Raw genomic sequence first — 26,430 nt, forward strand, 5'->3', positions numbered from 1 at the left:
ATACGAATTGTGATTGCCGACGACCATGCAGTCGTACGCAGCGGGTTCTCCATGATTCTGGATTTCCAGGCGGACATGGAGGTTATCGGCACCGCGGCCGACGGTCTGGAGGCCTACACAGTAACGGCTAAATCAAGGCCGGACGTTCTGATTATGGATCTCAGCATGCCGCCGGGTGAAAGCGGGCTGATCGCGACCGGCAAGATTAAGGAAGATTTTCCGGAAACCCAAATCCTGATTCTGACCATGCACGATGACGAAGATTATTTGTTTCATGTCCTGAAGAACGGAGCTTCCGGTTATGTGCTGAAGAATGCGCCGGACGAAGAGCTTCTTCTGGCTATAAGGACCGTTTACAGCGGTGGAACCTATATTAATCCGAAAATGGCCACCTCGCTGGTCCGTGAGTTTGTTAACAAGGATCATTCGGCTCATTTGGACGATCCTTTCGAGCTTTTGTCCAAAAGGGAATTGGAAATTCTGCCATTGATCGCAAAAGGTTACGGAAACAAGGAAATTGCCGAGAAGCTGTTCGTATCCGTCAAGACGGTGGAAGCCCACAAGGCTAAAATTATGGAGAAGCTGCAGCTGAAAAGCCGGCCCGAGCTGGTGGAATATGCGCTGAAGAAAAAGCTGCTTGATTTTTGAGCAGCAAAACGAACGTTCGAGCACCTGCAAAGCTATCATCCCTTAGGTGGGGGTGGAGCTTTACAGGTGTTTTTTGTTGTGTGGAAAGGGAGGCCGAAGAGAGGCCGGCAGCGGACAGGGAGCGGCTGTCGGTCTCATCGGGGATTCCCCGGCCAAGGAGAGGGGACTCCCCTATATCTGCAGTCTAAACCTGCAAATACAATAAGAGAAGAAAAGGCAACGCCAGAATGAAACTGTAGAAAAAGGTGAATAAAATGATAAAAAAAATTCAGCTGCCGCTGCAGACGCTGAACTTGATTGTCGGATTTATGATCTGGGTAATTATTTCGTCATTGCTGCCCTACATTACCGATGATATTAAAATTCCTGCAGATCAATTGTCCATGGTGACGGCCATACCGGTCATCCTTGGTTCTGTCCTGAGGATTCCATTGGGTTATTATGCCAATATATTTGGGGCAAGAATTCTGTTTCTAGTCAGCTTTATCCTCCTGCTGTTCCCGGTTTATTACATAAGCGAGGCTTCAAGCCTGACCGATTTGATCATCGGCGGCTTGTTTCTCGGCATTGGCGGGGCCGTGTTCTCGGTTGGCGTCACCTCACTGCCTAAATATTACCCCAAGGAGAAACACGGTTTGGTTAACGGCGTATACGGAGCCGGAAATATCGGGACGGCGGTGACAACCTTTGCTGCACCGATTATAGCTACGAAAATCGGCTGGGCGCCGACCGTTAAGCTGTATCTTTTCCTGCTGCTTCTGTTTATTTTGCTGAACTTCTTTCTCGGAGACCGCAAGGAAGTGAAAGTCAAGACACCGATCGTCGAGCAGATCAAAGGGGTCTACAAGAATCAGAAAATGTGGTTTTTCTCGCTTTTTTATTTCATCACTTTTGGTTCCTTTGTTGCGTTTACCGTCTACCTTCCGAACTTTCTGGTCTCGAATTTTGAGCTGGACAAAGTGGATGCCGGCATGCGGACGGCGGGCTTTATTGCAGTCGCGACTCTGATGAGGCCGGCAGGCGGCTGGCTGGCGGACCGGTTTAAGCCGTTGTTTCTCCTGATGGGAACATTTGCCGCTTATACCTTATCGGCTATTCTGCTTGCCTTCTCGCCTTCGATCGGCCTGTATTCGGTAGGCAGTCTGGTCATTGCCGTGTGCGCGGGGATCGGGAACGGAGTTATTTTCAAGCTGGTTCCGCTTTATTTCAATAAGCAGGCGGGTATCGTGAACGGGATTGTTTCCATGATGGGGGGACTGGGCGGATTCTTCCCGCCGGTCCTGCTGTCGGCGATACACGGCATAACCGGGCAATATTCGATCGGTTTTATGCTTCTTTCCCAAGTGGCGCTTGCCAGCCTCGTGCTCGTCATCTGGATGTATTATCAGGATCGTCTGTCCCTGCAGTCCGAGGTGTTTAATTCAACGGGCCAGGGGGTTCTGGTTACGGATGTGTCCGGCAAAATTATGGCGGTCAATCCGGCTTTCACCCGTCTGACGGGTTACGTTGAGAAAGAGGTTGTCGGGGAGAAGCCCAGCGTTCTGAAATCCGGACGTCAGCCCGAAGGCTTCTACCGGGAGATGTGGAAGGCGATCAAGGAGAAAGGCGTTTGGCAGGGCGAAATCTGGAACAAACGCAAAAATGGAGAAGCGTATTTGCAGTGGCTTACGATCAGCGCCGTCAAGGATGAGACCGGCGACGACGTCCGTTATGTCGGCACGTTCAGCGATATTACTCTGGAGAAATCATAAGGAAACCCTGGCAAAAGCAAGCGGGGTTCGACACGAGCCAAGGGAAGGAAAAGAAGCCATGATCAGGGAGAACGTAACGGATCAATACCATCGCCCTATGCGCGATTTAAGAATATCGGTGACGGATCGCTGCAATTTTCGCTGCACCTACTGCATGCCGAAGGAGCTGTTCGGCGATGACTTTGCTTCCCTTCCGCAGGAGGAGCTGCTGACGTTTGATGAGATCCGGCGGCTGGTCAAGCTGTTTGTATCGATGGGCGTCAGGAAAATCCGCCTGACCGGTGGAGAACCGCTGGTCCGCAGCGGCCTGCCCGATCTGGTTGCGTCTTTGGCATCCATCGAGGGAGTCGAGGATATCGGCTTGACGACCAATGGACTGCTTCTTGGCCGGCAGGCGCAGCCGCTTTATCAAGCCGGACTCAGGCGGCTGAACGTCAGCCTTGACGCGCTGGAACCCGAACGGTTCGCCAGCATCAATGGACGGGGCATCAAGCCTGCTGTTATTTTAAAGAATATAGAACTGGCCCAATCCCTAGGTTTTCATCTTAAAGTAAATATGGTTGTGCAGAAGGGCGTTAATGATTCGGAGATTCTTCCGATGGCAGCCTATTTCAAAGGGAAGGGAATTCCCCTAAGGTTTATCGAATTTATGGATGCCGGCAATGGCAATGGATGGAGCTTCAGCAGGGTCGTCACGAAGCAGGAAATCTATGAACGACTAAGCAGAGTCTACGACCTGGAGCCTGTGGAACCCGGTTACTTCGGAGAGGTTGCAGCGAAATACCGGTACCGGGACGGAGGAGCGGAGGTGGGATTCATCAGCTCGGTCTCCGAATCGTTTTGCTCATCATGTACACGGGCAAGATTATCTTCGGACGGGAAAATGTACACCTGCCTGTTTGCCTCCGAAGGCTTTGACCTGCGGGGGATGCTGCGCAGCGGCGTCCAGGAGGAGCTGCTAAGCTCAGCTATTCGGCGGATCTGGGAGATGCGCGTTGACCGCTATTCGGATGAAAGAACGGAGCAGACGGTCCTTAGGAAGAAAATCCCCATGTCTTATATAGGCGGCTGAACGTAAATCAGGAAGAATTAACGCCATTACATCTCAAGATGAACCAACTAAACAGGATACGAATAAACAGGATACAACTCAACAGGGGCGCTCCCGGTCATTTCTCTGACCAGAGGCGCCCCTCATTTGTATTCAGTATTCAGTCTGTTCCGGGTTCTAGGTCCAGCGTGCGGCCCACAGCTTCATTTCATGACAGATGACATGCAGATCATGTCCTTTAGGGGTCAAAGAATATTCCACCGTAACGGGCACGGTCGGGAACACCTCGCGTTCGAGAACGCCCTGTTCCTCCAAATGCCGCAGCGTACTGGTCAAAGCGCGCGGGCTGACACTCGGAATGCGCCGCTGCAGTTCGCCGAAACGCAGTTTGCCGCAGAACAGTTCCCGGATGACGAGGAACGCCCATTTCCCGCCAAGCACATTCAGCGTTTTCTCAATATTGCATTCAATATGTACGGGTTCTTTAGGAATATAGCTGCTTGCCTTTTTAGCTGTTTTCATAGGTTTTCCTCCTCTATGGAACTAACTATACAAGGTATAGTATCTTCTCTAATTATAATTAAGTGAAAATCATTTCACTTCTTTAAATCATATATGAACTTTATTAGAATGAAAAGGGTTACTCCCAACAAACAACCTAAGGAGGTACAACGAACATGAAATACCGGAGATTAGGCGGAAGTGGACTTAAAGTCAGTGAAATTAGCTTGGGCAGCTGGCTTACATATGGTGGTTATGTGGAACGGGAAAATGCGGTGAACTCGATTAAAACCGCGTACGATTTGGGGATCAACTTCTTTGATACAGCGAACGTTTACGAGAAAGGCGCTGCCGAGGAATTGGTAGGCAAAGCGCTCAAGGAATATCCTCGTGAATCTTATGTGCTGGCGACCAAAGCCTTTTGGCCAATGGGCGAAGGCCCGAATGACCGCGGTTTGTCCCGCAAGCATATTACGGAGCAGGCCAATGCCAGCTTGAAGCGTCTCGGACATGATTATGTGGATATTTTCTACTGCCACCGTCATGATCCGGAAACGCCGCTGCATGAAACCCTCCGCGCGATTGACGACCTGGTTCGTCAAGGCAAAGTGCTGTATGTGGGCGTGAGCGAATGGCAGGCTTCCCAAATTGCGGAAGCGCTTGGCGTTGCCGACCGTTATCTGCTGGACCGCATCGTCGTGAACCAGCCGATCTACAACATGTTTGAACGTTATATCGAGAAGGAGATCATTCCGCTCAGCGAACGTTCCGGCATCGGACAAGTCGTATTCTCCCCGCTGGCCCAAGGCCTGCTGACAGGCAAATACACATCTGCTTCCGACATCCCGCAGGACAGCCGCGCGGCCAAGCTGGACTGGATGCGCAAAGGCATTTCGGAAGAGAAGATCAACAAGGTGCATCAGCTTGAAGGCATTGCTAAAGAGCTGGGCATTTCCGTCGGCAATCTGGCGCTCGCCTGGATTCTGCGTCAAAACAACGTAGCCAGCGCCCTGGTTGGCGCAAGCCGTCCGGAGCAGGTGACGGAAAATGCGAAAGCTTCCGGCATCGAGCTGAGCGAAGATGTGCTGAACCGCATTGAAGACATTTTGAAATAATCAGGTTTGAGAAGAAGTATTAAGAAATAATTGCAAAGATTAATATAGGAACGATCGTCTTGTAAAAAGCGGATGTACCCCTCTCGAAGCGGGTATATTCCGCTTTTTTGCTATTAGGAAACCGGCTTGAAAGAGGCAGGGAGAGCCGGACTGCGGCAATATCTCATTTTAACGATTCAAATAGGAAACTTCCGTCGATTCACGGCATAGATCGGAAGATCGAAGCATGGAAAGCGCTTTATTTTGTCTTCTATAATATCACCGAAAGCTTATTCGTAAGCTAATCGGTTCTAAGAAGGAGGTAGAGTTATGAGTGTCAACAGTACGGTCCCCATCAAGGCGGCAAAGGAAGGGGAAACCCGGTTTGTGGTGGAGAACGGGAAGCTTAAGCTTAAGATTGATCTGGAGAAGGGGGAGTACTCCTGCAGCGGGGAAGGGTTCGCGGAGCTTGCCGGGCTGAAAAGTGCGTTCCGCTGGAACGGACGCGAGTATGATTCAGGACATTATGAAATCCATAAATTGAAAGAACCGGTTCAGGTGGAGGATGGTTTCGGCCAAGGCATCCAGGTAACAGTCATCCATTCCAAAGAGGGTCTGCCGGAATTGGAACAGCATTTCTACGCTTATGAAAATGTTCCTTTTGTGCTGCTGAGAACGGCTGTTACGGGGGGAGAGCATTTTAAAGCCAATCGGTTATCCGTTTTCAAAATGAATACGCTGTCATTTGTGGATGAGCAGCATCCTGATGACCAGCTTCAAGTGCTCCGGATACCGTTCGACAATGACAAGTGGATACGGTTTCACGCCGAGCAACTGCCGATTTCAACCGAAAGCTATGAAGCGACGACCTTGTTCCTTCCGGAGAGCCGCAACGGTATTGTGATGGGCTCCTTAAGCCATGACCTTTGGAAAACAGGGATTCGGATCAAAGCGGACACCGCCTCCCAGATCGACGAATTGGATCTCTACGCCGGGGCAGTGAGCGAGATGACCCGCGACTTTCAGCCGCATGGCTATGTTAAAGGACCTCGGGTTGAGTCGCCGCTTGTCTTCCTCGGGTTCTACGAGGATTACCGGAGCGGGCTGGAGACGTATGGCTGGGCCAATACGGTTATCGCTCCTGCGCTTCCGTGGGAGGGAGGCGTCCCATTCGGCTGGAACAGCTGGTCGGCCGCAGCTACGAAGCTGGACTATGACCTTTACACATCGACAACGGATTTCCTTAAGCAGGAAGTTCAGCCACTGGGCTTTGAAAATGAGGGGACGCTTTATATCAACTTTGATGCCTTCTGGAACAACCTGTCCCCGGAAGAATTTAAATCAGCTGTTGAACGTGTCCGCCAAAACGGACATAAGCCGGGCACCTATTGGACGCCGTTTGCTTTCTGGGGAAAACCCGAGCAGTTCGGACAACCCGTTGAAGGAACAGATGGAAAATACGTATACAGCGACATTCTGCTCCGCGATGCGGATGGCGAGATCGTCGCCGATATAGCCGGAGGCCTGCCGATTGACCCGACACATCCCGGCGCGCTTGCCAGAATAGACTGGTTCACCTCCAAGGCGATTGCAGACGGCTTCGAATATATCAAACTTGATTTTATGGCCCATGGAGCCCTGGAGGGAAGGCATTACAACCCGGATATTACGACTGGCATAGCTGCTTATCGTTATGGCTTGTCCTATTTGGCGGATAAGCTTTCGCCCAAGAAGGCCGGCAAGCCATTCTTTATCCATTTGTCGATCGCGCCGTTATTCCCGTATGCGTTCGCGCATGGACGCCGTATTTCCTGTGATGTGTTCGGCGAAATCGGAGATACGGAATATTTGCTGAATTCGCTGACGCACGGCTTCTGGATGAACAACACGTTATACCGCTTTAACGATCCGGACCATACGGTGATGTATAAGAGCTTCAACCAGGAGCCGACGACCCGCCACGAAGGGCGGAGCCGGCTTACGGCTTCAATCATTTCCGGTACGGTGCTGCTGCTTGGCGACGATTTCCGCAGGGAAGAAGCCGCTTGGCGGGCCAAGAACTGGCTGGCCAACCGCGAGGTGCTGAATCTGGCCCGGCTGGGTCAAACCTTTATTCCGGTGGAAGGGAATTTCGGCCAGCAGGCGTGCGATATTTTTGTGCTGAAGGTGGAGGAGACAGATTCGGCAGGAGGGGAAGCGATGTACGCGGCGGTCTTCAATTTCGACAAGCAGAATGCGGCCAGCAAAACCTTTTCGCTGAAACGGATGGGCCTCGAAGCCGGCCAAAGCTATCAAATGACCGAACTGTGGGATGGCGAGGCGGCGATCATTAAGGATGAGCTGACCTGTAGCCTTGAACCGGCGGAGTCGAAAATCTACAAGCTGACCTTGGCCGTACAATCCTAAACCTATAATCGTATCATAATCGGATCACAAAAAAGGAGGAACTTCATGAATATCCGGCGGTTCAACCGAGTATTTCATAAATCCGCGGCGGCAATTTTACCGCTTTTCCTGGCTTTTGCTTTCTCCAGCAGCTCATGGGCAACTCCAATCAATTCGGCGGCTGCAGCCGCTTCGGCTTTAACGGCTTCAGCTGTATCATCAAGCTCGATTTCGGCTGCTTCTTCCGCTTCCGCCAAGACCCAGGAATCGAACAAGAACAACAATCATCAGGGTGACGGTTCTTCGGCAGCTACGGTTTCTTATGAGGCGGAGGCATCCGGCAACACTTTGACAGGCAATGCCGGTCCCGTCTCCTGCGACAGCTGTTCCGGGGGAACTAAAGTAGGCAATTTGTACGGCGGTTCGACCCTTCAGTTTAACGGAGTAACCGTAAGCCAAACCGGGGTGTACGATTTGACGATCTCCTATATTTCCGGTGATTCGCGGGCCGCTTCTCTTTCCGTCAACGGCGGGGAGAAAGAGAATATCAGCTTCCCTAAAACAGCGGACTGGAACACGGTAGGACAGTATACTTATCAAATTTACCTGCAGCAGGGCAGCAATACCCTCCTGTTTGACGATGATAACGGCTATTCACCTGACTTTGACAAAATTGATCTGGTCTTTGATGCCGAGGGCAGTCAGGGACCTTCCGGAGACGGAAGCATCGGGGCGCTCGGTAAGGTTGTCAGCGTTTCGAAATACGGTGCCATAACGTTAACGGAATACAAAAAAGGCTTCAAAATCGGCAATTCGTCCTACGAGGTGGTCTACAACACGCATACGGGACTGTCCCAATACAATTGGGGCGGACAAACGGTAGCAACCGGGCTATACAGCGAGGTGGACACCGGACGAAAGATGGCGAGCAAAGATTATAATTCGCACACCTTCAGCAAAAATGAAATCGTCCCTTTCCAGGACAGCGTCGGTAAAGGGGTTCGCGTAACCGTTCATAATAAGAAGCAGGGAGCTCCTTCCCTGGATCAGGTCTACAGCATCTATGAAAACGGTCCTTACCTGCTGACCAAGACGGTGGCTAAACAATCTACACCGCTGGCTACAAACTATATAGCGCCGATTGTGATGGAGGCCCGGGGCGGGGTGGATATCGGCAGCTACGACGATAACCGTGTCCTGGTAACACCGTTTGACAACGACGCCTGGTCCCGTTACCAGTCCAAAACGATCAACACCAGCCTGAATAACAACAATTACATCAGCTCCGAGATGACGGCGGTCTTTGACAATACCAGCCGAAACGGCCTCGTTTTGGGGTCCGTGTCTCATGATACCTGGAAGACCGGCATTTACTGGAGCGGTTCGGACAACAAATTGAATGAGCTGCAGGTGTATGGTGGGTTTACTTCATCCTCCTCTACCCGGGACAGTGTGGCTCATGGCAAAGTGACCGGAACAAGTGTGACCTCTCCTGAAATTTTCGTCGGGTTTTACCGCGATTATCGGACAGGACTTGAAGCTTACGGGGCAGCAAACGCCGCCGTAGCGCCGCCGCTCGCTTTTGGCCCGGACATTCCTTCGGGTGTACCGGTAGGCTGGAACAGCTGGGGAGCCTACTCCAGTAATGTCAGCTATGATGCGGTAGCGGATACCTCAGAGTATATTAAGAATCAGCTGCAGAATCAGTCTTTTGAGAACGACGGCAACGTCTACATTAACCTGGATTCCTACTGGGACAACATGAACGATGAGCAGCTTGCCGATCTAGTGACGTTGATCCATGGCAACGGACAAAAGGCCGGAATCTATTATTCGCCTTTCGTGTACTGGGGCGATAATCTGGATCAAACAGTAGAAGGCACCAATGGAGCCTACAAATATGGAGATATTGTGCTTCGCGACAGCGAAGGCCAGGTGCTGCCGAAGCTGGACGGCGCTTATGCGGTTGACCCCACACATCCGGCGGTTAAGCAGCGGCTGGATTACTACATGGACCGTTTCAAGAAAGCCGGCTTTGAATATATCAAAGTGGACTTCCTGACTCACGGCTCACTCGAAGGCAAGCATTATGATCCAGCGGTACAAACGGGGATTCAGGCTTATAACGAAGGCATGGCTTACCTGGATCAAACCGCAGGCGGAACGATGTTTATCAGCGCTTCCATTGCGCCGATCTTCCCGAGCCAATATGCGCACAGCCGGCGGATTTCCTGTGATGTGGACGGTTCCATCAGCAGCACTGAGTACCAGCTGAATAACCTGACCTATGGCTGGTGGCAGAACGGAACGATCTACTCGTACACGGATCCGGATTATATGGCGCTAAGTAAAGGCGGCTCCTTGGAAGGCGCGCGTTCGCGCGTGAATGCCGCTGCCATTTCCGGAACGGTATATTTGGATTCCGACGACGTTCATGATGCAACTGCCCGCGAATATATGGAAGCTCTGTTGACTAATCCGGCCGTTAATGAGGTTGCTCTGAAAGGCAAAGCTTTCAGACCGGTTGAAGGCAACACTGGCACAAATGCGGCGGACACATTTGTGTTGGAAGACGGAGGCGTATTCTATCTGGCAACGTTTAACTACTCCGGCACGGACGTCAACAGAACGATCGATTTGGAACGCTCAGGCCTTCAAGGCAGCGCGTCTTACAAGCTTACCGATCTTTGGACCGGTGAAAGCAGCACGGTTAACGGCACATTTGATGTTAATCTTCCTGGAGCCAGCTCCAAGCTGTTCAAAATCGAGCCATTAAATTAATCATTATGTAATCAAAGAAGCCGTTCTCTAGCGATAGAGAGCGGCTTTTTGCCGAGCTCACCAATTTGCTATCAAACAGGATCGCCAGTTCAGCGCTTTCTAATTCTGTGGTTTCAGATTTAGCGATTTTGGGGAATTTACTATAGAGTTATGACCTTCATAAGAGGTAAAATATTCCTTGCGAACAAGGCAGCGGCCAAGCCTAATGCAAAGCTTTGTCCTTTTGCAGAGCCTTGTCTTTATGCAAGCCTTGTTCAATATGGATCGAGATCGGAGGCTTTACTTTGGAGAAACGTCAATACGGCAATACCGGTATGGAAGTCAGTGTGCTTGGTTTCGGCGGGGCTGAAATCGGCAGAGGGGTGTCTGAGCAGGAGGTTGAACGGCTGCTGCACAGTGCGCTGGATGCGGGGCTAAACGTGATTGATACGGCGGAATGTTATGGCGACAGCGAGGAACTGATTGGTAAAGTACTGGGCGGGAGACGGAATGACTTCTACCTCTTCACCAAATGTGGACATGCCTCCGGCCTGGAAGGCGGGGACTGGAAGCCGTCCATGCTCGAAACCAGCATCGATCGAAGCCTTAAGCGGCTGAAGACAGATTATGTCGATGTGATCCATCTGCACAGCTGCAGTGAAGAGGTTCTTCGCCAAGGTGAAGTAATCGAGGTGCTGCAAAAGGCCAAGCAGGCCGGGAAGATACGGTTCATTGGCTACAGCGGCGACAGCAAGGATGCGGCATTTGCCATTCAGACCGGCGTGTTTGACAGCTTTGAAACTTCCGTCAATATTGCGGATCAGGAATCCGTGGAACTGACGATTCCGAAAGCGAAGGAGAAAGGGATGGGGATCATCGCCAAACGGCCGATTGCCAATGCAGCCTGGACTTATGATTCCCTGGATGAACAAGCTTATCCTTATGTTTATTGGAAGCGGCTTGGTGAACTGAAATATGACTTTCTGGAGCAGGATATCAAACAAGCGGTGCAAACGGCCCTGCGTTTCACATTAAGCGTGCCTGGCGTAGATACAGCTATTGTCGGAACGAATAAACCGAACCGCTGGCAGGAAAATGCAGAATTGCTGGCTGAAGGCTTGCTGTCTTCAGAAGTTTTTGAACGTATCCGCAACCGCTGGCGGGAAGTGGCAAAGCCTGATTGGAGCGGTCAGGTTTAATAGGGGGCTGCACATAAAACTAGTGTTCTCCGTGAACAATAAGCAGGACTAGCAGAGTATTCTCCAGCCTGGCAACCCTGAAATCCCGATTTATTTTGGAAAATATATCGTTTTTGGCCTTAATAGGCGATATCATTGAACTAACCCCTCGTTTTAGCTCTGAAATTGTCGAAATACGGACACATGTGAGGTTTTTGCAAATTGACCTCTTCTGGACACGAGAGTATACTTGGGTAAGAAACTTTCAAAAATACATTAATTAAATTTGTGGAGGTTACCAAAAATGAAATTTTTCATCGATACTGCCAACCTGGACGACATCAAAAAAGCTTACAAACTTGGTGTTCTGTCCGGCGTAACAACAAACCCTTCTCTGGTTGTTAAAGAAGGCGTTAAATTTGAAGACCGCATCGCGGAAATTTTGCAGGCTGTTCCTGAAGTTGAATCCGTATCTGCGGAAGTTACTCCAGATGCAGAAACTGCTGAAGATATGATTGCCCAAGCTCAAGAGCTGATCAAAATCAACAATGGCGACAAGAACATCACAATCAAACTGCCAATGACTTTGGCTGGTTTGGAAGCTTGCCGCGCTTTGACTAAACAAGGCGTTAAAACTAACGTTACCTTGATCTTTACAGTTAACCAAGCCTTGCTTGCTGCACGTGCTGGCGCAACTTATGTTTCTCCGTTCTTGGGTCGTCTGGACGACATCTCCGAAGACGGTGTTCAACTGGTTGCCAAAATTGCTGAGCTGTTCCGTGTTCACAATCTGGACACTCAAATCATTGCTGCTTCCGTTCGTCACCCAGACCATGTTACACGCGTAGCATTGGCTGGTGCGCACATCGCTACAATTCCATTCAGCGTTATCGATCAATTGACTAAACACCCATTGACAGAGCAAGGTCTGGCTAAATTCGCTGCCGACTGGAGCAAATCGGTTAAATAAGAACCGACCAAACTTCAATGAGTCTTATGAAAGCACCGTGTTTGTAATAAACGCGGTGCTTTTTATTTATTTTACATAAGCTTAACATCGGATTGACGCTTGTCAGTTATAGGAGTGTTACGATAGGTCTAAAGGGCTAGAGAGCCAGGATTTTGAATATTACATATATAATAACAAGGGAGAAACCAAAAGATGAAGAAACCGCTCTTTCCTTCTATGGACAAAAGCGGTCTGTATAACTACATGACCTATTTCTATCACACTACACGTCACTCCTTATTGGCTTATAGAAGATTTGACGAGTTTCAGCGCATCGTCCGCGGCAGGAAGCTGACCAGTTATTTTCAACCGATCTTCCATTTGCAAAATAACGATTGTCTTGGCTTTGAAGTGTTGAACCGCCCGCCGATTTCGTCCCATTTTCCGACCACCGAATCATTTTATGACTTCATCGGTTATACGGATCAGGTGTTTGCTTTTGAGCGGTTCTGCCGGGAGCTGTCGCTGGAGCGTTTCAAGAAGGCGGCGGTCGATTCGTCCGCGAAGGATGCCGTAATCTTTTTGAATGTTCATCCGGAGGTGTTGTCTGATTCCAATTATCGCAGCGGAGAAACGCTGCAATTGTTGTCGAGGTTTGGGTTCAGCCCGGAGCAAATCGTATTTGAATTAACGGAACGCCAGGCCGTTCAGGACTATGATGCGTTTGAAAGGATCTTGTCCCATTACCGGTCGCAGGGGTTCAGGATTGCCATAGACGATGCGGGGTCAGGTTATAACAGTCTAAAAGCCATTGTCAGTCTGAAGCCGGAATTTATCAAGCTGGACAAGTCCCTGATCCGTGATGTGTATCGTCAGCCGAACCAGCGGAAGGTGGTCAAGCTGCTTCAGGAATTTGCGGAGGCCTCCGGCACACATATCATAGCTGAAGGTATTGAAAGCACGGATGAAATTTCTTATCTGCGCTCGGAAGGTATTGAATATGGCCAAGGATATGCGCTTGGCAGACCGGAAACCAAGCTCCAATCCGTTCCCTTATCCTTGGCCTCCATGTAACAGAACTGATTGAACCTGAGGCTGGCGTTTCTCCAGAGGAGAGAGAGGATGAGAAAGATGTATACGAAAATCGGTGAGATAGCCGAATCTATTCCGTCCGTAACACCAGACACCAAATGCGGCTTCGTCAACGGTTTGTTTAAACAAAATCCAAAGCTGGAAGGTGTTGCGGTAGTTGAGGGAAATGGACATCCCCAACTGCTGATGCGTTCCCGCTTCTATCAGAAGATCGGTACGCAATATGGCTATAATTTGTATATGGGCCGGCCTGTCCGGCTTGTCGTCAATAACCAGCCTTTAGTTGTTGATTATGAAGACCCGATCACGGAAGTCAGTATCCAGGCGATGAACCGGAGCGATGAGGATCTTTATGAAGGAGTCATCGTAACGAAGGATGGAAGCCTGTACGGAGCAGTCAGTATTCGAAGTCTGCTGCTGGCCGTCGCCGACATTAGGGCTGAAATGGCTATTTTCATGAACCCGTTAACCGGGCTCCCAGGCAACCGGATCATTGAGGATCGGCTTCATCAATCCGTACAGCAGGAATTTTTCAGCGTTTTATACATAGATTTGGACCATTTCAAGACGTACAACGACAGTTATGGTTTCAAAATGGGCGATGAGCTGATTCAGGCCACGGCCAACCTGCTGCGCCGGTATTTTACGGATGACTTCCTGGGCCATATTGGCGGAGATGATTTCATAGCGATATTAAGTCACCATGACTTTGAACCGATTTGCCAGCAGGTCCTTGTAGAGTTCGAGAAACAGAAGCTGGAATTTTATAATGAAGAAGATTGGCGGAATCAGTATGTGATGGGGGAATCACGGGACGGCGTATATGCGGCTATTCCGCTGACCTCACTTTCCATTGCGGTTGTTACAAACCGGGTTAGAGCTTATAAACATGTCGACGAGATTGTAGAGGAAGCCACACGGATCAAGAAGATCTGCAAGTCCACTCCCGGAAGTGTCAGTTATGCGGATCATGAGGTTTCACAGGACGCAGGCATGCAGGTTCAAAGTTAAAGCGGTTACATTATATGGAGATAGAGTAAGTACAGATTTGAAAGGTCTATTCGTACACTTCGGCGTCCTATGATAAACTTTGATCAAGATTTAAAAGACACAGACGGCGGAGGAGAGATTCAGTGAATATCGACATTCTAAAAGCAAACCCCGATCATCTTCAGCCATTGATGAGCATGATTGGTCGGGTTGTTCGGGTAATGAATGAAGGCGGCAACGAACAATGGGGAGAAGACTACCCGACTGAGGATATTATTGCCGGAGATCTAGAGCGAGGAACGATGTGTATCGCGGCAACGGAGGACGGCCAGGTTCTGGGCATGATGGTGCTTGACGATAATCAGGATGAGCAGTACGCGAACATCGATTGGCAGCAGAAGCAGGGGCCAAATTTAATTATGCACCGGCTGGCCGTGGATCCTAACGCGCAGGGGCGTGGGATAGCCAGCAGATTGATTGCTTTTGCGGAACAATATGCCCAGGATAACGGATATAAGAGTGTCCGGCTGGATACATACGCCAAGAATATAACCGCACAAGGTCTTTATCTCAAACTCGGTTACGAAGTCAGAGGGAAAATCAACTACCCGGCTAGAGAGGCCGACTTTCCGGTGTTTGAAAAAGTGCTCCGCTAAGCGGGCGGGCTGGGATACAGCAGCCGATTCGAAACAACAGTGATACACAAATGACAGAAATGTAACTATTTTAAGGGTGACTATTTTAAGCATGACTGTTTTAAGCGTAACTATTTTTATTGCAGCTATTTCAAGTTGCATATGGAGCCTACCGTTTTCGGTAGGCTTTTTCATGCAAAGCGGTGATGTAACGGAAGAGAGACTGCCCGTTATCCTTCAGTTCAAAGTCGGGTTCCAGCGGCAGCACTAAGCCACGATAGGGCTCAGGAACCCATATATAAGTGTGGACGTAGTCGGTCGGAATAAAGCCGCATTGCTGCCAAAATTGCAGCCGGGTCCGGTTAACTTCATTGTCTTCAGCTTCCGCCTCCAGAATAATCGCATTAATTCCATGCTCCCGAATGGCCCAATCTCGAATCTGTCTCAGAAAAAGACGGCCCAAACCTTGCCCACGCAGATCTTGGCGAACAGCCATATAATCCAGAATCAGCTTTCGGTCGTTTGCGGGTCCGGCCAGCCCGGTTACAGCCATTGTAACGGCTTCAGTCCCCTGATAACCGCCGTGCAGAAAGCCGATCCCCCGGTCCAGCATACCGTGCAGAATCGCTTCCGGCTTGGCGCCATGAGGGAAAGCCTCCTCGTAAATGGGCCGCAGTTGATTCCATTGTTCCTGGTCCCAGTGAGACAGAGTGGTGAACGTCAAGTCCATCATTGATCCCCTCCAAATTCATCCGAAGTTCTATAACATTACGCCAAAAAAGACTCTGCAAATATTGTAGCATAATGGCTGGTTCGGGCGGGTAAGGGACAGTTTTTGTATCAAAATTGATATATCCTGTTCAGAGGTTCGTAACCCTTGACCTGCAAGAATGAGATATAGTCGAAATATAGCTTAGTAACCTGGCCGGGTATGAACTGTACAGGATTGACTTCGGCTGGGATAGGGTAATGGAACAGATGAATGATCAAGAACAAGGATAAAGGAGCAGATTATCATGAAACTTAAGAAAACAATCACAAAAACGACAATTGCGCTGGCTATGGCCGGTGTCATCGGAGCCGGCAGCTTCGGCGTATATGGAGGTTTGGTACCCGTACAGCAGGCAGGAGCGGCGGCCGTCAGCCAATCGGACTCTCAGAAAGCACTTCAGACATTGAACAGCTTCTATAAGCCGGCATTAAACGGCCACTTCCCTGGCGTGGTGAGCAGCTTCGTCGTTGGCAAAACGACGAAAGATGAGGTCATCAAAGCGATCGGCAAGGCGCCAATGCCGGCCAAGGATGCCGATTCCTTTGATGTATACGGAGCTGAAATGGGCAATCCGGGTTATGCTTTCAATTATAAATTAGGCAAAATTCGCGAAATACGTTATTTCGGAACCAACGTGGAACGCCAAACCAATATTGGCGGCATTACGATCGCTATGGTGAAGAAGAACTGGTACGCACCAAGTTCGGTCTCTACGATCAAAACGGGCAAAATCACTCAAACGAAGCTGACCTATGTGCGCGGCGCTTATAAACTTGAATTTATCTTCAACAGCAGCACGGATTTGGATCATATCAATCTTACGAAGAAATAAGAACAATTAGAAACAAATGGCCGGTACCGTGAGGTGCCGGCTTTGTTGTTTTGAAGCACCAGAAGTGGGTCAAGAAAATGCAAAAAAGAAGCGGGATCGTCCAAGCTTTCCGCAAGATATCAGCGATATAATGCTAATAGACAAACAGGCAGTCTTATCCAGTTTAGTCAAGCAGGGAGTGGGCAAGAGGATGGAAAGAGCGGAGAAGTTGAAACCGAGGGAAGAGGTAGATCAGACGGGATTTAGAGATCATCCAGGATGGAAGGGACAGGGGGAGTGGTCTAAGGGGCAAATGTCAGAGGAAGATCTGTCTCCGATGGCCGGCGGATATGTCTCCGCAACTCCGCTTTCGACGGCGGCCAACCATATTATGGACCGGCCTGAGCCGTTCACACATACATACAGGACGTATTTCCGTCCCTATCAGAGCGGAAGGCTTGTCATGAGGTTGTGGCACAGCAATGCTGTAGACTCAACTTGGGATCAAGGACAGCAGGCGGCCGGGGGCGAACCGGGCGGGAAATGGCGGATTGAGTCCGCTTATTTAGGGGACGGCGGTCTGTTGCCGGACGGCCGTGTTGAGGCCGCTGCCATGATCCGAATGACCTTCGGGGGAGCCGAATTCAAAGAAGTGGAGCCGGGCGAAACCTTCTCCAGCGACGAGGCAATCGTTCAGGTGGAGGAGGGGCATTATCTGGTTTTCAGCTGGACGCTTACGGCGGTCGAACCGGGTAAATCGATACCTTACAATGTGGAAGGGATGCTGGCAACAGCCTATGATGGGCCGGGCAATCTGGCAGGAGAACCAGAGGCTGATGGGCTCACGCTTTCGGAGAATTTGCTGGTGATGCCGAGCTTCATCGGTTCTTACCGTCCCGGTGCGAAGAGGATCGTTCTACTCGGGGATTCCATTACCCAGGGCGTACGAACGGTCAAAGACGCTTATGAATATTGGGCCGCGCGATTCGGCCGCGAATTGGCCGGGGAAGCCGGAGTATGGAATATCGGCTCCGGCTGGGGCAGAGCTTATGACGCAGCCGCTGAAGGAAGCCCTTGGCTTCATAAGGCACAGTATGCGGATGAACTGCTGATCATGCTCGGGGTCAACGACATCGATATTGGAGAGCGGTCTGCGGAACAACTGCAGGCAGATCTTTTGGTCATCCTCAGCCGGCTGACGAAAAGGAATCCGCAAATGAGGATTCTGCTGAGTACAATTCCTCCGTTTAATTTTACTGAGAATAGGGAGCGGGTATGGCGTTTGGTTAACGTGTGGATATTGAGTCAGCTGCCCGAAGGGGCGGAGCGCGTGTTTGCTGTCGGCGACATTTTATCCTGCTCGAAACCGGAGGAACAGCGGATCAAACCAGAATATATGAGCGATGTTTACGATCCGCATCCCAACGGTCTGGCCGGACGAGCGGTTTCTGATGCGCTGTTGGCCTGGTATAAGAAGCAAGAACAGCAGTGATGTCCGTTACGTGAATAAGAAAAAAGAATTGAAAAACATCTAATAATTTTGTACCCGAAATAGGCAGGTTTTGGGTTATGATAGAAAATGAAAGCGTTACCTAACTTTTTGTTCTTCCGCGAGGAAGAAAAATAATTCGGACAGATGGAGGCGGTTGCCGTTCATGGAGAAAGTCAGAATTGGTATGGTTGGATATAAATTTATGGGGAAAGCCCACAGCAATGCTTACCGGGCTTTGCCTATGTTTTTTCCTGGCAGCGGGTTGAAACCGGAAATGACGGCCATTTGCGGCCGCGATCCTGAGGCTGTGCAGGAGGCGGCAGACCGCTTCGGATGGAGTGGAGCTGTAACGGATTGGCGCAAGCTTGTCGGCAGGGAGGATATTGACTTAATCGACATCAATGCCCCAAGCGATGCGCACAAGGAAATTGCTTTAGCCGCAGCCGCGGCGGGCAAACATATTTTCTGCGAAAAACCTCTTGCGCTAACGCTGGAGGATTCCCGGGAGATGCTGAGAGCCGCCGAGCAGGTCGGAGTCAAGCATATGATCGGGTTCAATTACCGCTTCTCACCGGCGGTGAAGCTGGCCAAGAAATTGGTGGATTCCGGCCGTCTGGGCCAAATCTACCATTTTCGGGCCTTTTTCCTGCAGGACTGGATTATGGATCCTGAATTCCCGCTGGTCTGGAGACTGCAAAAGGAAATTGCCGGCTCCGGCTCTCTCGGAGATCTTGGCGCTCATTTGATCGACCTGGCCCATTATTTGGTCGGCGATATGGAAGAAGTGATTGGCACCAGCCAAACGTTTATCAAAGAACGGCCGCTGGCGGACAACATGACCGGACTAACAGCCAAAGGTAGCAGCGGAGGGCCTATGGGCAAGGTGACCGTGGATGATGCCACTACGTTCCTGACCCGGTTCGAGAACGGTGCGCTGGGTTTGTTTGAAGCAACCCGGTTTGCGGCGGGCCACCGCAGCACCAACTCGTTTGAAATCAACGGCAGCAAAGGGAGTGTCCGCTTCGATTTCGAGCGGATGAACGAGCTGGAGGTTTATTTTACCGATGATGCAGAGGATGTGCAGGGCTTCCGCCGGGTTCTGGCTACGGATGCCGCACACGAGTATGCGGAGGCTTGGTGGCCGGCCGGTCATACGATCGGCTTCGAGCATACTTTCACGCACGAAATGCTGGAGCTGATGCAGGCGATTCAGGAAGACCGTCAGCCATCTCCAAATTTCCATGACGGTGTGAAATGTCAAGCAGTGCTGGAAGCCGTGGAGCGTTCGGTTGACGAGCGCCGGTGGGTAAAACTTAAAGAAATGTAACAACAGCAGCTGAAAATCGATCGACCATAAATCCATTCATTCAAGGAGTGAGAGCCAGCATGAAAGCATTAATCGTATGGGGCGGCTGGGACGGCCATGAGCCGGAGCAGGTGGCTGCTATTTTTAAACGGATTCTGGAGGCAGAAGGGTTTGAAGTAGAGGTTTCAGACAAGCTGGAGGCTTATGCAGACAAAGAAAAGCTGCTTGGGCTTGATTTGATCGTTCCGGTCTGGACGATGGGGGAACTGAGCAGCGAGCTTACGCAAAATGTGCTGGCCGCTGTTCAGCAGGGTACCGGAATAGCCGGCTGCCATGGCGGAATGGGCGACTCCTTCCGGACAAATGTTGACTGGCAGTTCATGGTCGGCGGTCAGTGGGTGGCTCACCCCGGAAATGACGGCGTTGAATATACCGTAAATATCGTGAACCGCGAGACGGACAGCGAACCGCTGCTTGGCGGTCTTGAGGATTTTAAAGTGAAAAGCGAGCAGTATTATATGCATGTAGACCCGGTAGTGCAGGTGCATGCAACGACCCGTTTCCCGGTAGTTCCCGGTCCACATGACACGAACCCGCCGGTCGACATGCCGGTAGTTTGGACCAAAACTTGGGGTAAAGGCCGCGTATTCTATAATTCGCTGGGTCATCATGCGGATATCGTCGACATGCCTGAGGTTACGGAAATGATGCGCCGGGGATTTCTGTGGGCAGCGGCCGGAAAACAGCGGGCTGCAGCAGAAGGTGACCAGGCTAATAATACAAGTGTCTACAGCGGCATGCAGGACAACCAATACGAGTAGCGAATGGGGGAGAACCGGTTGAAACCAGTGAAGGTTGGTATTATCGGATGCGGAAAAATCAGTGGGATTTATATGGAGAACTGCAAGAAGTTTGAGAATCTGGACCTGATCGCCTGTGCCGATCTCGATCGCACGCAGGCTGAAAGCAAAGCGGCAGAATATGGCATTCCCCGGGTCTACAGCCCGGAAGAGCTGCTGAACGATCCGGAAATTGAGCTTGTCATCAATCTGACGATTCCGGCGGCTCATGCTTCCGTTTGTCTGCAGGCTTTGGAGGCCGGCAAACATGTCTATGTGGAGAAGCCGCTGGCGGTTACCCGCGAACAGGGACAGGAAGTGCTGCGGACGGCCAGGGAAAAGGGGCTGCTCGTTGGCTGTGCGCCTGAAACGTTCTATGGAGCGGGAATTCAAACCAGCCTCCAGCTGGTTCAAAGCGGCGTGATCGGGCGTCCGGTTGCCGCTTCAGCCTTTATGATGAGCGGCGGTCATGAATCCTGGCATCCAAGCCCGGAATTCTATTATGCTAAAGGCGGCGGACCTATGTTTGATATGGGGCCGTATTATTTGACAGCGCTGGTGCAGCTGCTGGGACCGATCAAACGGATTACCGGTATTACCGGCAAAGCGCTTGAGGAAAGAGTGATCACAAGCAGCCCCAAAGCCGGCCAGAAAATCAAGGTCGAAATTCCGACACATGTGGCCGGGGTGCTGGAATTCCAGAAGGGAGCCATTGCGACGCTCGTTACAAGCTTCGACGTCTTTGGGGGAAGCACGCTGCCGCCGATTGAAATTTACGGAACGCTTGGCACGCTGAAGGTGCCGGACCCGAATAATTTCGGCGGGAAAGCGGAATACAAGCTGGCCGGCCAATCCGAATGGATTGAGCAGCCGCTCCTCCCTGGCTTCAGCGAAAATGCCCGGGGCATCGCCGCCGCCGATATGGCGGATGCAATTCGCAGCGGACGCCGTCACCGGGCGACAGGCGATCTGGCCTACCATGTGCTGGAAGCCATGTGGGCTTTCCATGACGCCTCCGACGAGCAGGGACACTACACGATGCAAAGCACGTGTGAGGTTCCGGCTCCTCTGGAGGAAGGGGAGAAGGCTTTTTCGCTTAAGGATGGAGTTTCCTGATTGGCTCTCTGATTCTCTTTCCGGATTCACCTTCATAAAAATGATTTACATCATCGCCATCTCCTTCCCGGGGATGGCTTTTTTGGTTCGCAGCCCCTCCCAAGGAAAAGCATTGACAATTAAGGCTGAGAACGATTATCATTCGAATAACCCTGATTGTTGAGAATCATTATCATTTGTTGATCAGGAATTGGAAATACAGCTTTTTATGGGGGGAATAGTAGTGGGCGCTCATTATAAAATAACCCCGGACCATCTGATCTTTCGCCTGCATGACATTTCATGGATTCATGATGTCACTGACTGGGAAGAGGCCCGGCTGGTTTGCGATACTTTTGTTCTGTTTGCCGTCGTTAAAGGAAACGGACGTTTAGTCATAGATGAAGAAGAAATTCAATTGGGACCTGAACAGGTCTATTTTTGTTCTCCAAATCAAGTTTACGGAGTCTATGAGCCGCTTCCCCGGCAGCTGTGCATGTATGTTCTCCGGTTTAGCGTGTATGAGATCCCAGCAAGTCCGCAGGTTTCGCCTCGATGGATAGAAGACATAGCCGAATTTCCTTTGAAACATCCGTTAAGTCTTAAAGATAAAGGTATGCTGTCATCGCTTTTTGGCATGATTGCGGCTCAGACCGCGTCCGAAACCCCGCTGGGACGTTTTGAAGCTCAACTTCTGTTCCAAACCTTGATCGGCAAACTTCTGAAGCAGCAGGAATACAAACAGGCGGCTTTCTCCGGTTCAGCGCTTCAGGCAGCCAAATTACATATTGAAAGCAGCTTCCGCTCTAATTTGAAGATTGAACAACTGGCCCAAATCGCCAATTTGAGTCCCAATTATTTCGTGGATCAATTCAAGAAAACATTTGGAATCAGCGCAATGGATTTCCTGACGTCGATTCGAATGAAGACAGCCAAACAATTGATGGCCAAAGCAGCGGTACATCCCCGGAAGATGAAGGAAATAGCGGCCGAGGTTGGCATACAGGATGAATTCTATTTCAGCCGTAAGTTCAAGAAGTTTACCGGAATGAGTCCCAGTCAGTATGTCAAAAGCCGCCGCCGCAAAATTGCCGTATACCATGCGCCATTAACCGGCTATTTGCTGGCCCTGCAAATTCTGCCTTACGCTGCACCCCTGCATCCAAAGTGGACGGCTTATTATTATGAGTTTATCAGGGACGATATTGCCGTTCCCCTCAGCGCTTACCGGAACAACCGGCATTGGGAGATGAATCTGGACATGCTGGAAGCGGAAGCGCCGGATCTGATTGTGCTCAAAGACGAAATTTCAGCAGAAGAGAAAAAACGGTTGGAACGTCTGGCCCCTCTGGCCTTTGTCTCTTGGGGAACCGGAGAATGGAGAACCCAGTTCCGGAAGCTGGCAGAGCAACTTGGCGAGCACATGGAAGCAGAGCAGTGGCTTGACGGTTATCAAGGGAAGGTTGAGTTGTCCAGCAAGAGACTTAAGGGCTCCATGCAGGGAGGGAAGCTGCTTATACTCCGCATTTTCGGCTCGGAAATCCGTGCCTACAGCAACCGGACTATCGCCGAAGTTTTATATGGCGACTTGCAGATTCCAAGGGCTTATCCGGCGGACAAGCCTGTTTACGATGAACTCGTTACGCTTGAGCAACTGCATGATACCAACCCCTCACACATCCTGCTGCTGATCAGACAGGAAACAGACACTTTGGCTTACTGGTCGGAGCTTCAGCATACGATGGCCTGGCAGGAGCTTGCAGCGGTCCAGAAACATCAGGTTTACCCGCTGGCTTCCGATCCGTGGTTCGAGTATTCGCCTGCTGCGCATGAACGGGTTATTGACCTCATGGTAGAGCTGCTATCAGAGGATTGTACAAATTAAGCCCGGGATTTGGTACATGGACGCATAAAAAGGAGAAGGCTAATATGATAATGAGAATCAATTTCAATTACAGAGAAAGGGGATTATTCATGTTATCTATGCCTGTCTTCAAAAAAATATCCTGCCTTGTTATTACCGGGACAGCGGTGTTATCCTTGGCCGCTTGCGGCTCAAGCCAAACAAGTTCACCCAACGGGAACTCGTCATCTTCGGCGCTCCAAGCTGAGAATGCCGCTGCCGGCACTGCCTCAAGCGAAAGCCCGGCGGCTTCCGAGCCGGCAAATACGTCAAACCGAACCCTCCAATATCTGGACCAAACGTACACCATACCCGCTCAAACGGACAAACTGGTCATTACCGGAAGTCTGGAAGCGATGGAGGATGCGCTGGTGCTCGGGGTTAATCCGGCCGGAGCCATTTCAGTGGGAGGCAAATTCCCGGCAATGTTTAAGGATATTACGGCGAACACCGAGTCTGCAGGCGAGAAGACGCAGCCTGATTTTGAAACCATTGTCAAGCTGAAGCCGGATGTTATTCTCGGAACGGCCAAATTTCCGGCAGAAGTCAGCGATAAGCTCCAGAAGATCGCAACGATGATCCCCGTTTCTCAATTAGCTTCGGACTGGGAGGCTAACCTTAAGCTCCTGGCTGAATTGTCGGGCAAGCAGGACAAAGCGGATCAAATTATTAAGCAGTATAAAGAGGACGTTCAAGCCGCGAAAACCGAACTCGGCGCCAAGCTGCAGGACAAAAAAGTCGTGGCGATCCGCATTCGTGCAGGCAATATTATGGTATACCGCGATGATGTCTTTTTTAATCCTACCTTGTACGGGGATTTGGGACTGGCCGTCCCGGCTGAAATCAAGGCGGCCAAAACCCAGGAAACGGTATCCCTGGAGAAATTCAGCGAGATCAATCCGGACTACGTATTCATCCAATTCTCCGAAGATGAGAACAAGGATAAACCCCAAGCGCTTGCGGAACTGGAAAACAATCCGATTTGGCGCAGCATCAGCGCTGTAAAATCTGATCACGTATACGTCAACGTAGTGGACCCGCTGGCGCAGGGCGGCACGGCCTGGAGTAAAACCCGGTTCCTGAAGGCAGCTGTGGAGAAGCTGTCTGCCGATTGATTCGGAGGGAGGCCTTATGAGAAGCAAAGCATCGCTGCCAGTCGTTATCCTTATGGCTTCCCCTGTGGTTATGATTCTGGTTATTGTTCTATCGGTTATGCTCGGGGCCAAGCACATTCCAGCTATGACCGTCTGGGACAGCTTCTTTCATTTTGATGGGTCAAATGTCGATCATCAAATCATTTTTCACTCCAGACTCCCGAGAGCCGTCGGCGCCTTATTGATCGGAGCCTTTCTGGCGGTATCGGGAGCCGTGATGCAGGGGATGACCCGAAATTACCTGGCTTCACCCTCCATTATGGGCGTATCCGACGGGTCGGTCCTGGCCGTTACCCTATGTATGATAGGCCTGCCCGGCTTATCTTCCATGGGAGTGATCGGTTATTCTATGTTAGGTTCTGCTACGGCGGTCTGTATCGTTTTTGGCGCTGCTGCTTTGCTGCCGGACGGGTTAAGCCCGGTCAAGCTGGCTATTCTTGGTACCCTGATCGGAACCTTCATGAGCAGCCTGGCCGCAGCCGCAGCTTCTTATTTCCAGCTGTCGCAGCAAGTCAGCTTTTGGTACAACGCAAGACTTCATCAGCTGGACCCGCATCTGATCAAACTGAGTATCCCATTTGCGGTTCTTGGCCTCTCGATTGCTTTCTCGGTTTCCAAATCCGTGACGGTGTTGTCGCTTGGAGAAGAGGTTGCAGCCGGGCTGGGGCAGCGGACGTTATGGGTCAAAGGGATGGCCACCTTGTCAGTGATCATCCTGACCGGAATTTCGGTGGCTTTGGCCGGCAACATCGGTTTTGTGGGTCTGATTATTCCCCATATCACCCGTTATTTGGTCGGAGTGGACTATAGATGGATTGTTCCTTGCTCGGGAGTGCTTGGCGGAATCTTTCTGACGGCCTGTGATGTGGTCAGCCGTTTCGCCAATTACCCGTTTGAAACGCCGATCGGGGTCATTACCGCGATCATCGGGGTTCCGTATTTTCTGTATCTAATCAGAAGCAAAGGAGCAGGAAAACATGCGTAACCCATCAAGGAAACGATACGGGTCACTCCTGCTGCTGTTTGCGGGACTGATTCTGATCGTGTTTTATTTGAGCCTGACGAACGGTTCTTTCGATCTTTCAATAAAAGATATTATTTATTCGTTGTTTCGCATTCATCGTGTGGCCGAATATGATTTGATCCTGTTTGAATTCAGACTCCCTAGAATTGCAGCCTCGTTATTGGTCGGGTTTGGCCTTGGAATCGCCGGAACGGTGGTTCAAGGCGTTACCCGCAACGGTTTGGCGGACCCGGGGATATTGGGCATTAACGCAGGAGCCGGGGCGGCGATAGTGCTGTTTATGTTTCTTTCCCAAGGCAAGGTCGTATCCGGAGGGCTGAGCAGTGCGCTGGCCGTTCCTGCCTTTGGCTGGCTGGGCGGTTTGATCGCTGCAGTATTGATCTATACGTTCGCAAGGAGAAACGGAACTCTGGATTCGCAGCAGATGATCCTTGCCGGTTTAGCCGTGGGTTCGGGTCTTGGCGCGGCTACCTTGTATCTTTCGCTCAAAATGAATCCGCAGGACTTTGAAATGGCCGTGGTTTGGCTGGCGGGAAGCATTTGGAACAGCAATTGGACCTATATCCTTTGCATGCTTCCCTGGCTGCTGGTCTTAATTCCGTTCATTATCCGTAGGGCTTATTTGCTCGACTTATATCAATTGGGGGAACCAGCAGCCAAAGGTCTTGGAGTCCGGGTAGAAAGAGAAAAAAATATACTGCTGCTGTGCAGCATTGGTTTGATCGGTGCGTGTGTCGCAGTTTCCGGTAATATCGGTTTTGTCGGCCTGCTGGCTCCACATATTGCTAAACGCCTTGCAGGACATCGACATGTCCGGGCTCTTCCGCTGGCCGGACTGATCGGCGCTCTTCTGGTTCTGGCTGCCGATGCGGTCGCCAAAATGGTATTTTCCCCCGTAGAGCTTCCGGTCGGCATTGTGATTTCTATCATTGGCGTGCCTTACTTTGTCTACTTGCTTTATATGGAGAAGCGCCGTTTATGATCTTAATATTTTAATGGG

Annotated in this window: 23 protein-coding genes; 21 read left to right on the forward strand and 2 right to left on the reverse strand. The window is 50.7% G+C overall.

Annotated elements, in window-relative coordinates:
* The 3 genes from CBE73_RS02280 (at position 1) to moaA (ending at position 3,471) form a co-directional block, all read left to right on the forward strand.
* On the forward strand, positions 1 to 648 hold the full coding sequence (locus CBE73_RS02280) for a response regulator (RefSeq protein WP_094096084.1): 648 nt from the start codon (positions 1 to 3) through the stop codon (positions 646 to 648).
* Positions 649 to 902: 254 nt separating this feature from the next.
* Positions 903 to 2,399, forward strand: a complete 1,497-nt coding sequence (locus CBE73_RS02285; protein ID WP_094092821.1) for a nitrate/nitrite transporter — start codon at positions 903 to 905, stop codon at positions 2,397 to 2,399.
* 58 nt (positions 2,400 to 2,457) lie between these two features.
* Positions 2,458 to 3,471, forward strand: coding sequence for a GTP 3',8-cyclase MoaA (gene moaA, locus CBE73_RS02290; RefSeq protein WP_094092822.1), 1,014 nt, complete (start codon positions 2,458 to 2,460; stop codon positions 3,469 to 3,471).
* A gap of 156 nt (positions 3,472 to 3,627) precedes the next feature.
* On the opposite strand, the gene CBE73_RS02295 is transcribed toward moaA, so the two are convergent.
* Complete coding sequence (locus tag CBE73_RS02295) at positions 3,628 to 3,972, reverse strand: winged helix-turn-helix transcriptional regulator (RefSeq protein WP_094092823.1); 345 nt, start codon at positions 3,970 to 3,972, stop codon at positions 3,628 to 3,630.
* A 155-nt stretch (positions 3,973 to 4,127) separates the two neighbouring features.
* Here CBE73_RS02295 and CBE73_RS02300 point away from each other — a divergent pair, with 155 nt between their 5' ends.
* From CBE73_RS02300 to CBE73_RS02335, 8 genes are all read left to right on the forward strand, one after another.
* Entirely contained in the window at positions 4,128 to 5,066 is a 939-nt protein-coding gene (locus CBE73_RS02300) for an aldo/keto reductase family protein (RefSeq protein WP_094092824.1), read from the forward strand.
* 309 nt (positions 5,067 to 5,375) lie between these two features.
* Complete coding sequence (locus CBE73_RS02305) at positions 5,376 to 7,451, forward strand: alpha-amylase family protein (RefSeq protein WP_094092825.1); 2,076 nt, start codon at positions 5,376 to 5,378, stop codon at positions 7,449 to 7,451.
* Positions 7,452 to 7,496: 45 nt separating this feature from the next.
* On the forward strand, positions 7,497 to 10,211 hold the full coding sequence (locus tag CBE73_RS02310; protein ID WP_157739355.1) for a carbohydrate-binding protein: 2,715 nt from the start codon (positions 7,497 to 7,499) through the stop codon (positions 10,209 to 10,211).
* A gap of 284 nt (positions 10,212 to 10,495) precedes the next feature.
* Positions 10,496 to 11,389 carry an aldo/keto reductase gene (locus tag CBE73_RS02315; protein WP_094092826.1) on the forward strand — a complete coding sequence of 298 codons (894 nt, stop codon included), beginning with the start codon at positions 10,496 to 10,498 and terminating at the stop codon, positions 11,387 to 11,389.
* A gap of 283 nt (positions 11,390 to 11,672) precedes the next feature.
* Positions 11,673 to 12,338 (forward strand): fructose-6-phosphate aldolase, encoded by a 666-nt coding sequence (gene fsa / locus CBE73_RS02320; protein ID WP_094092827.1) that lies wholly within the window; start codon positions 11,673 to 11,675, stop codon positions 12,336 to 12,338.
* A 192-nt stretch (positions 12,339 to 12,530) separates the two neighbouring features.
* Positions 12,531 to 13,391 (forward strand): EAL domain-containing protein, encoded by an 861-nt coding sequence (locus CBE73_RS02325; RefSeq protein WP_094092828.1) that lies wholly within the window; start codon positions 12,531 to 12,533, stop codon positions 13,389 to 13,391.
* A 48-nt stretch (positions 13,392 to 13,439) separates the two neighbouring features.
* Positions 13,440 to 14,420: a GGDEF domain-containing protein gene (locus CBE73_RS02330; RefSeq protein WP_229752564.1), complete on the forward strand. Its 981-nt coding sequence runs from the start codon at positions 13,440 to 13,442 to the stop codon at positions 14,418 to 14,420.
* A 170-nt stretch (positions 14,421 to 14,590) separates the two neighbouring features.
* Positions 14,591 to 15,055, forward strand: a complete 465-nt coding sequence (locus CBE73_RS02335; protein ID WP_244905514.1) for a GNAT family N-acetyltransferase — start codon at positions 14,591 to 14,593, stop codon at positions 15,053 to 15,055.
* Positions 15,056 to 15,203: 148 nt separating this feature from the next.
* On the opposite strand, the gene CBE73_RS02340 is transcribed toward CBE73_RS02335, so the two are convergent.
* On the reverse strand, positions 15,204 to 15,767 hold the full coding sequence (locus CBE73_RS02340) for a GNAT family N-acetyltransferase (RefSeq protein WP_229752563.1): 564 nt from the start codon (positions 15,765 to 15,767) through the stop codon (positions 15,204 to 15,206).
* A 283-nt stretch (positions 15,768 to 16,050) separates the two neighbouring features.
* Between CBE73_RS02340 and CBE73_RS02345 the strand changes: the two genes are divergently transcribed.
* The 10 genes from CBE73_RS02345 (at position 16,051) to CBE73_RS02385 (ending at position 26,412) form a co-directional block, all read left to right on the forward strand.
* Positions 16,051 to 16,638, forward strand: a complete 588-nt coding sequence (locus tag CBE73_RS02345; protein ID WP_094092830.1) for a YjgB family protein — start codon at positions 16,051 to 16,053, stop codon at positions 16,636 to 16,638.
* 190 nt (positions 16,639 to 16,828) lie between these two features.
* Complete coding sequence (locus CBE73_RS02350; protein WP_229752562.1) at positions 16,829 to 18,109, forward strand: SGNH/GDSL hydrolase family protein; 1,281 nt, start codon at positions 16,829 to 16,831, stop codon at positions 18,107 to 18,109.
* Positions 18,110 to 18,272: 163 nt separating this feature from the next.
* The gene (locus CBE73_RS02355) at positions 18,273 to 19,436 is read left to right on the forward strand and encodes a Gfo/Idh/MocA family protein (protein ID WP_094092831.1); all 1,164 of its coding nucleotides are present in this window, start codon (positions 18,273 to 18,275) and stop codon (positions 19,434 to 19,436) included.
* A gap of 59 nt (positions 19,437 to 19,495) precedes the next feature.
* Positions 19,496 to 20,236: a ThuA domain-containing protein gene (locus CBE73_RS02360; RefSeq protein WP_094092832.1), complete on the forward strand. Its 741-nt coding sequence runs from the start codon at positions 19,496 to 19,498 to the stop codon at positions 20,234 to 20,236.
* A gap of 18 nt (positions 20,237 to 20,254) precedes the next feature.
* Entirely contained in the window at positions 20,255 to 21,370 is a 1,116-nt protein-coding gene (locus CBE73_RS02365; protein ID WP_094092833.1) for a Gfo/Idh/MocA family protein, read from the forward strand.
* On the forward strand, positions 21,357 to 21,533 hold the full coding sequence (locus CBE73_RS22060) for a hypothetical protein (RefSeq protein WP_174704645.1): 177 nt from the start codon (positions 21,357 to 21,359) through the stop codon (positions 21,531 to 21,533). Before CBE73_RS02365 ends, CBE73_RS22060 begins: the two co-directional genes overlap by 14 nt.
* 45 nt (positions 21,534 to 21,578) lie before the next feature.
* Positions 21,579 to 23,234 carry an AraC family transcriptional regulator gene (locus CBE73_RS02370; RefSeq protein WP_094092834.1) on the forward strand — a complete coding sequence of 552 codons (1,656 nt, stop codon included), beginning with the start codon at positions 21,579 to 21,581 and terminating at the stop codon, positions 23,232 to 23,234.
* A gap of 89 nt (positions 23,235 to 23,323) precedes the next feature.
* Positions 23,324 to 24,367 carry an iron-hydroxamate ABC transporter substrate-binding protein gene (locus CBE73_RS02375; RefSeq protein ID WP_373286348.1) on the forward strand — a complete coding sequence of 348 codons (1,044 nt, stop codon included), beginning with the start codon at positions 23,324 to 23,326 and terminating at the stop codon, positions 24,365 to 24,367.
* A gap of 16 nt (positions 24,368 to 24,383) precedes the next feature.
* Positions 24,384 to 25,391 carry a FecCD family ABC transporter permease gene (locus tag CBE73_RS02380; protein WP_094092835.1) on the forward strand — a complete coding sequence of 336 codons (1,008 nt, stop codon included), beginning with the start codon at positions 24,384 to 24,386 and terminating at the stop codon, positions 25,389 to 25,391.
* Positions 25,384 to 26,412, forward strand: coding sequence for a FecCD family ABC transporter permease (locus tag CBE73_RS02385; protein WP_094092836.1), 1,029 nt, complete (start codon positions 25,384 to 25,386; stop codon positions 26,410 to 26,412). Before CBE73_RS02380 ends, CBE73_RS02385 begins: the two co-directional genes overlap by 8 nt.
* Positions 26,413 to 26,430 lie beyond the last annotated feature (18 nt).

The organism is Paenibacillus physcomitrellae, from assembly GCF_002240225.1.
In the GTDB taxonomy this organism is placed as follows: Bacteria; Bacillota; Bacilli; order Paenibacillales; family Paenibacillaceae; genus Fontibacillus; species Fontibacillus physcomitrellae.

Excerpts from the sequence above, each read along its gene's own strand:
- CBE73_RS02285 (WP_094092821.1), top strand. The coding sequence starts at position 903 with ATGATAAAAAAAATTCAGCTGCCGCTGCAGACGCTGAACTTGATTGTC.
- moaA (WP_094092822.1), top strand. The coding sequence starts at position 2,458 with ATGATCAGGGAGAACGTAACGGATCAATACCATCGCCCTATGCGCGAT.
- CBE73_RS02295 (WP_094092823.1), bottom strand. The coding sequence starts at position 3,972 with ATGAAAACAGCTAAAAAGGCAAGCAGCTATATTCCTAAAGAACCCGTA.
- CBE73_RS02300 (WP_094092824.1), top strand. The coding sequence starts at position 4,128 with ATGAAATACCGGAGATTAGGCGGAAGTGGACTTAAAGTCAGTGAAATT.
- CBE73_RS02305 (WP_094092825.1), top strand. The coding sequence starts at position 5,376 with ATGAGTGTCAACAGTACGGTCCCCATCAAGGCGGCAAAGGAAGGGGAA.
- CBE73_RS02310 (WP_157739355.1), top strand. The coding sequence starts at position 7,497 with ATGAATATCCGGCGGTTCAACCGAGTATTTCATAAATCCGCGGCGGCA.
- fsa (WP_094092827.1), top strand. The coding sequence starts at position 11,673 with ATGAAATTTTTCATCGATACTGCCAACCTGGACGACATCAAAAAAGCT.
- CBE73_RS02325 (WP_094092828.1), top strand. The coding sequence starts at position 12,531 with ATGAAGAAACCGCTCTTTCCTTCTATGGACAAAAGCGGTCTGTATAAC.
- CBE73_RS02330 (WP_229752564.1), top strand. The coding sequence starts at position 13,440 with ATGAGAAAGATGTATACGAAAATCGGTGAGATAGCCGAATCTATTCCG.
- CBE73_RS02335 (WP_244905514.1), top strand. The coding sequence starts at position 14,591 with ATGAGCATGATTGGTCGGGTTGTTCGGGTAATGAATGAAGGCGGCAAC.
- CBE73_RS02340 (WP_229752563.1), bottom strand. The coding sequence starts at position 15,767 with ATGATGGACTTGACGTTCACCACTCTGTCTCACTGGGACCAGGAACAA.
- CBE73_RS02345 (WP_094092830.1), top strand. The coding sequence starts at position 16,051 with ATGAAACTTAAGAAAACAATCACAAAAACGACAATTGCGCTGGCTATG.
- CBE73_RS02350 (WP_229752562.1), top strand. The coding sequence starts at position 16,829 with ATGGAAAGAGCGGAGAAGTTGAAACCGAGGGAAGAGGTAGATCAGACG.
- CBE73_RS02355 (WP_094092831.1), top strand. The coding sequence starts at position 18,273 with ATGGAGAAAGTCAGAATTGGTATGGTTGGATATAAATTTATGGGGAAA.
- CBE73_RS02360 (WP_094092832.1), top strand. The coding sequence starts at position 19,496 with ATGAAAGCATTAATCGTATGGGGCGGCTGGGACGGCCATGAGCCGGAG.
- CBE73_RS22060 (WP_174704645.1), top strand. The coding sequence starts at position 21,357 with ATGGAGTTTCCTGATTGGCTCTCTGATTCTCTTTCCGGATTCACCTTC.
- CBE73_RS02370 (WP_094092834.1), top strand. The coding sequence starts at position 21,579 with ATGGGGGGAATAGTAGTGGGCGCTCATTATAAAATAACCCCGGACCAT.
- CBE73_RS02375 (WP_373286348.1), top strand. The coding sequence starts at position 23,324 with ATGTTATCTATGCCTGTCTTCAAAAAAATATCCTGCCTTGTTATTACC.
- CBE73_RS02380 (WP_094092835.1), top strand. The coding sequence starts at position 24,384 with ATGAGAAGCAAAGCATCGCTGCCAGTCGTTATCCTTATGGCTTCCCCT.
- CBE73_RS02385 (WP_094092836.1), top strand. The coding sequence starts at position 25,384 with ATGCGTAACCCATCAAGGAAACGATACGGGTCACTCCTGCTGCTGTTT.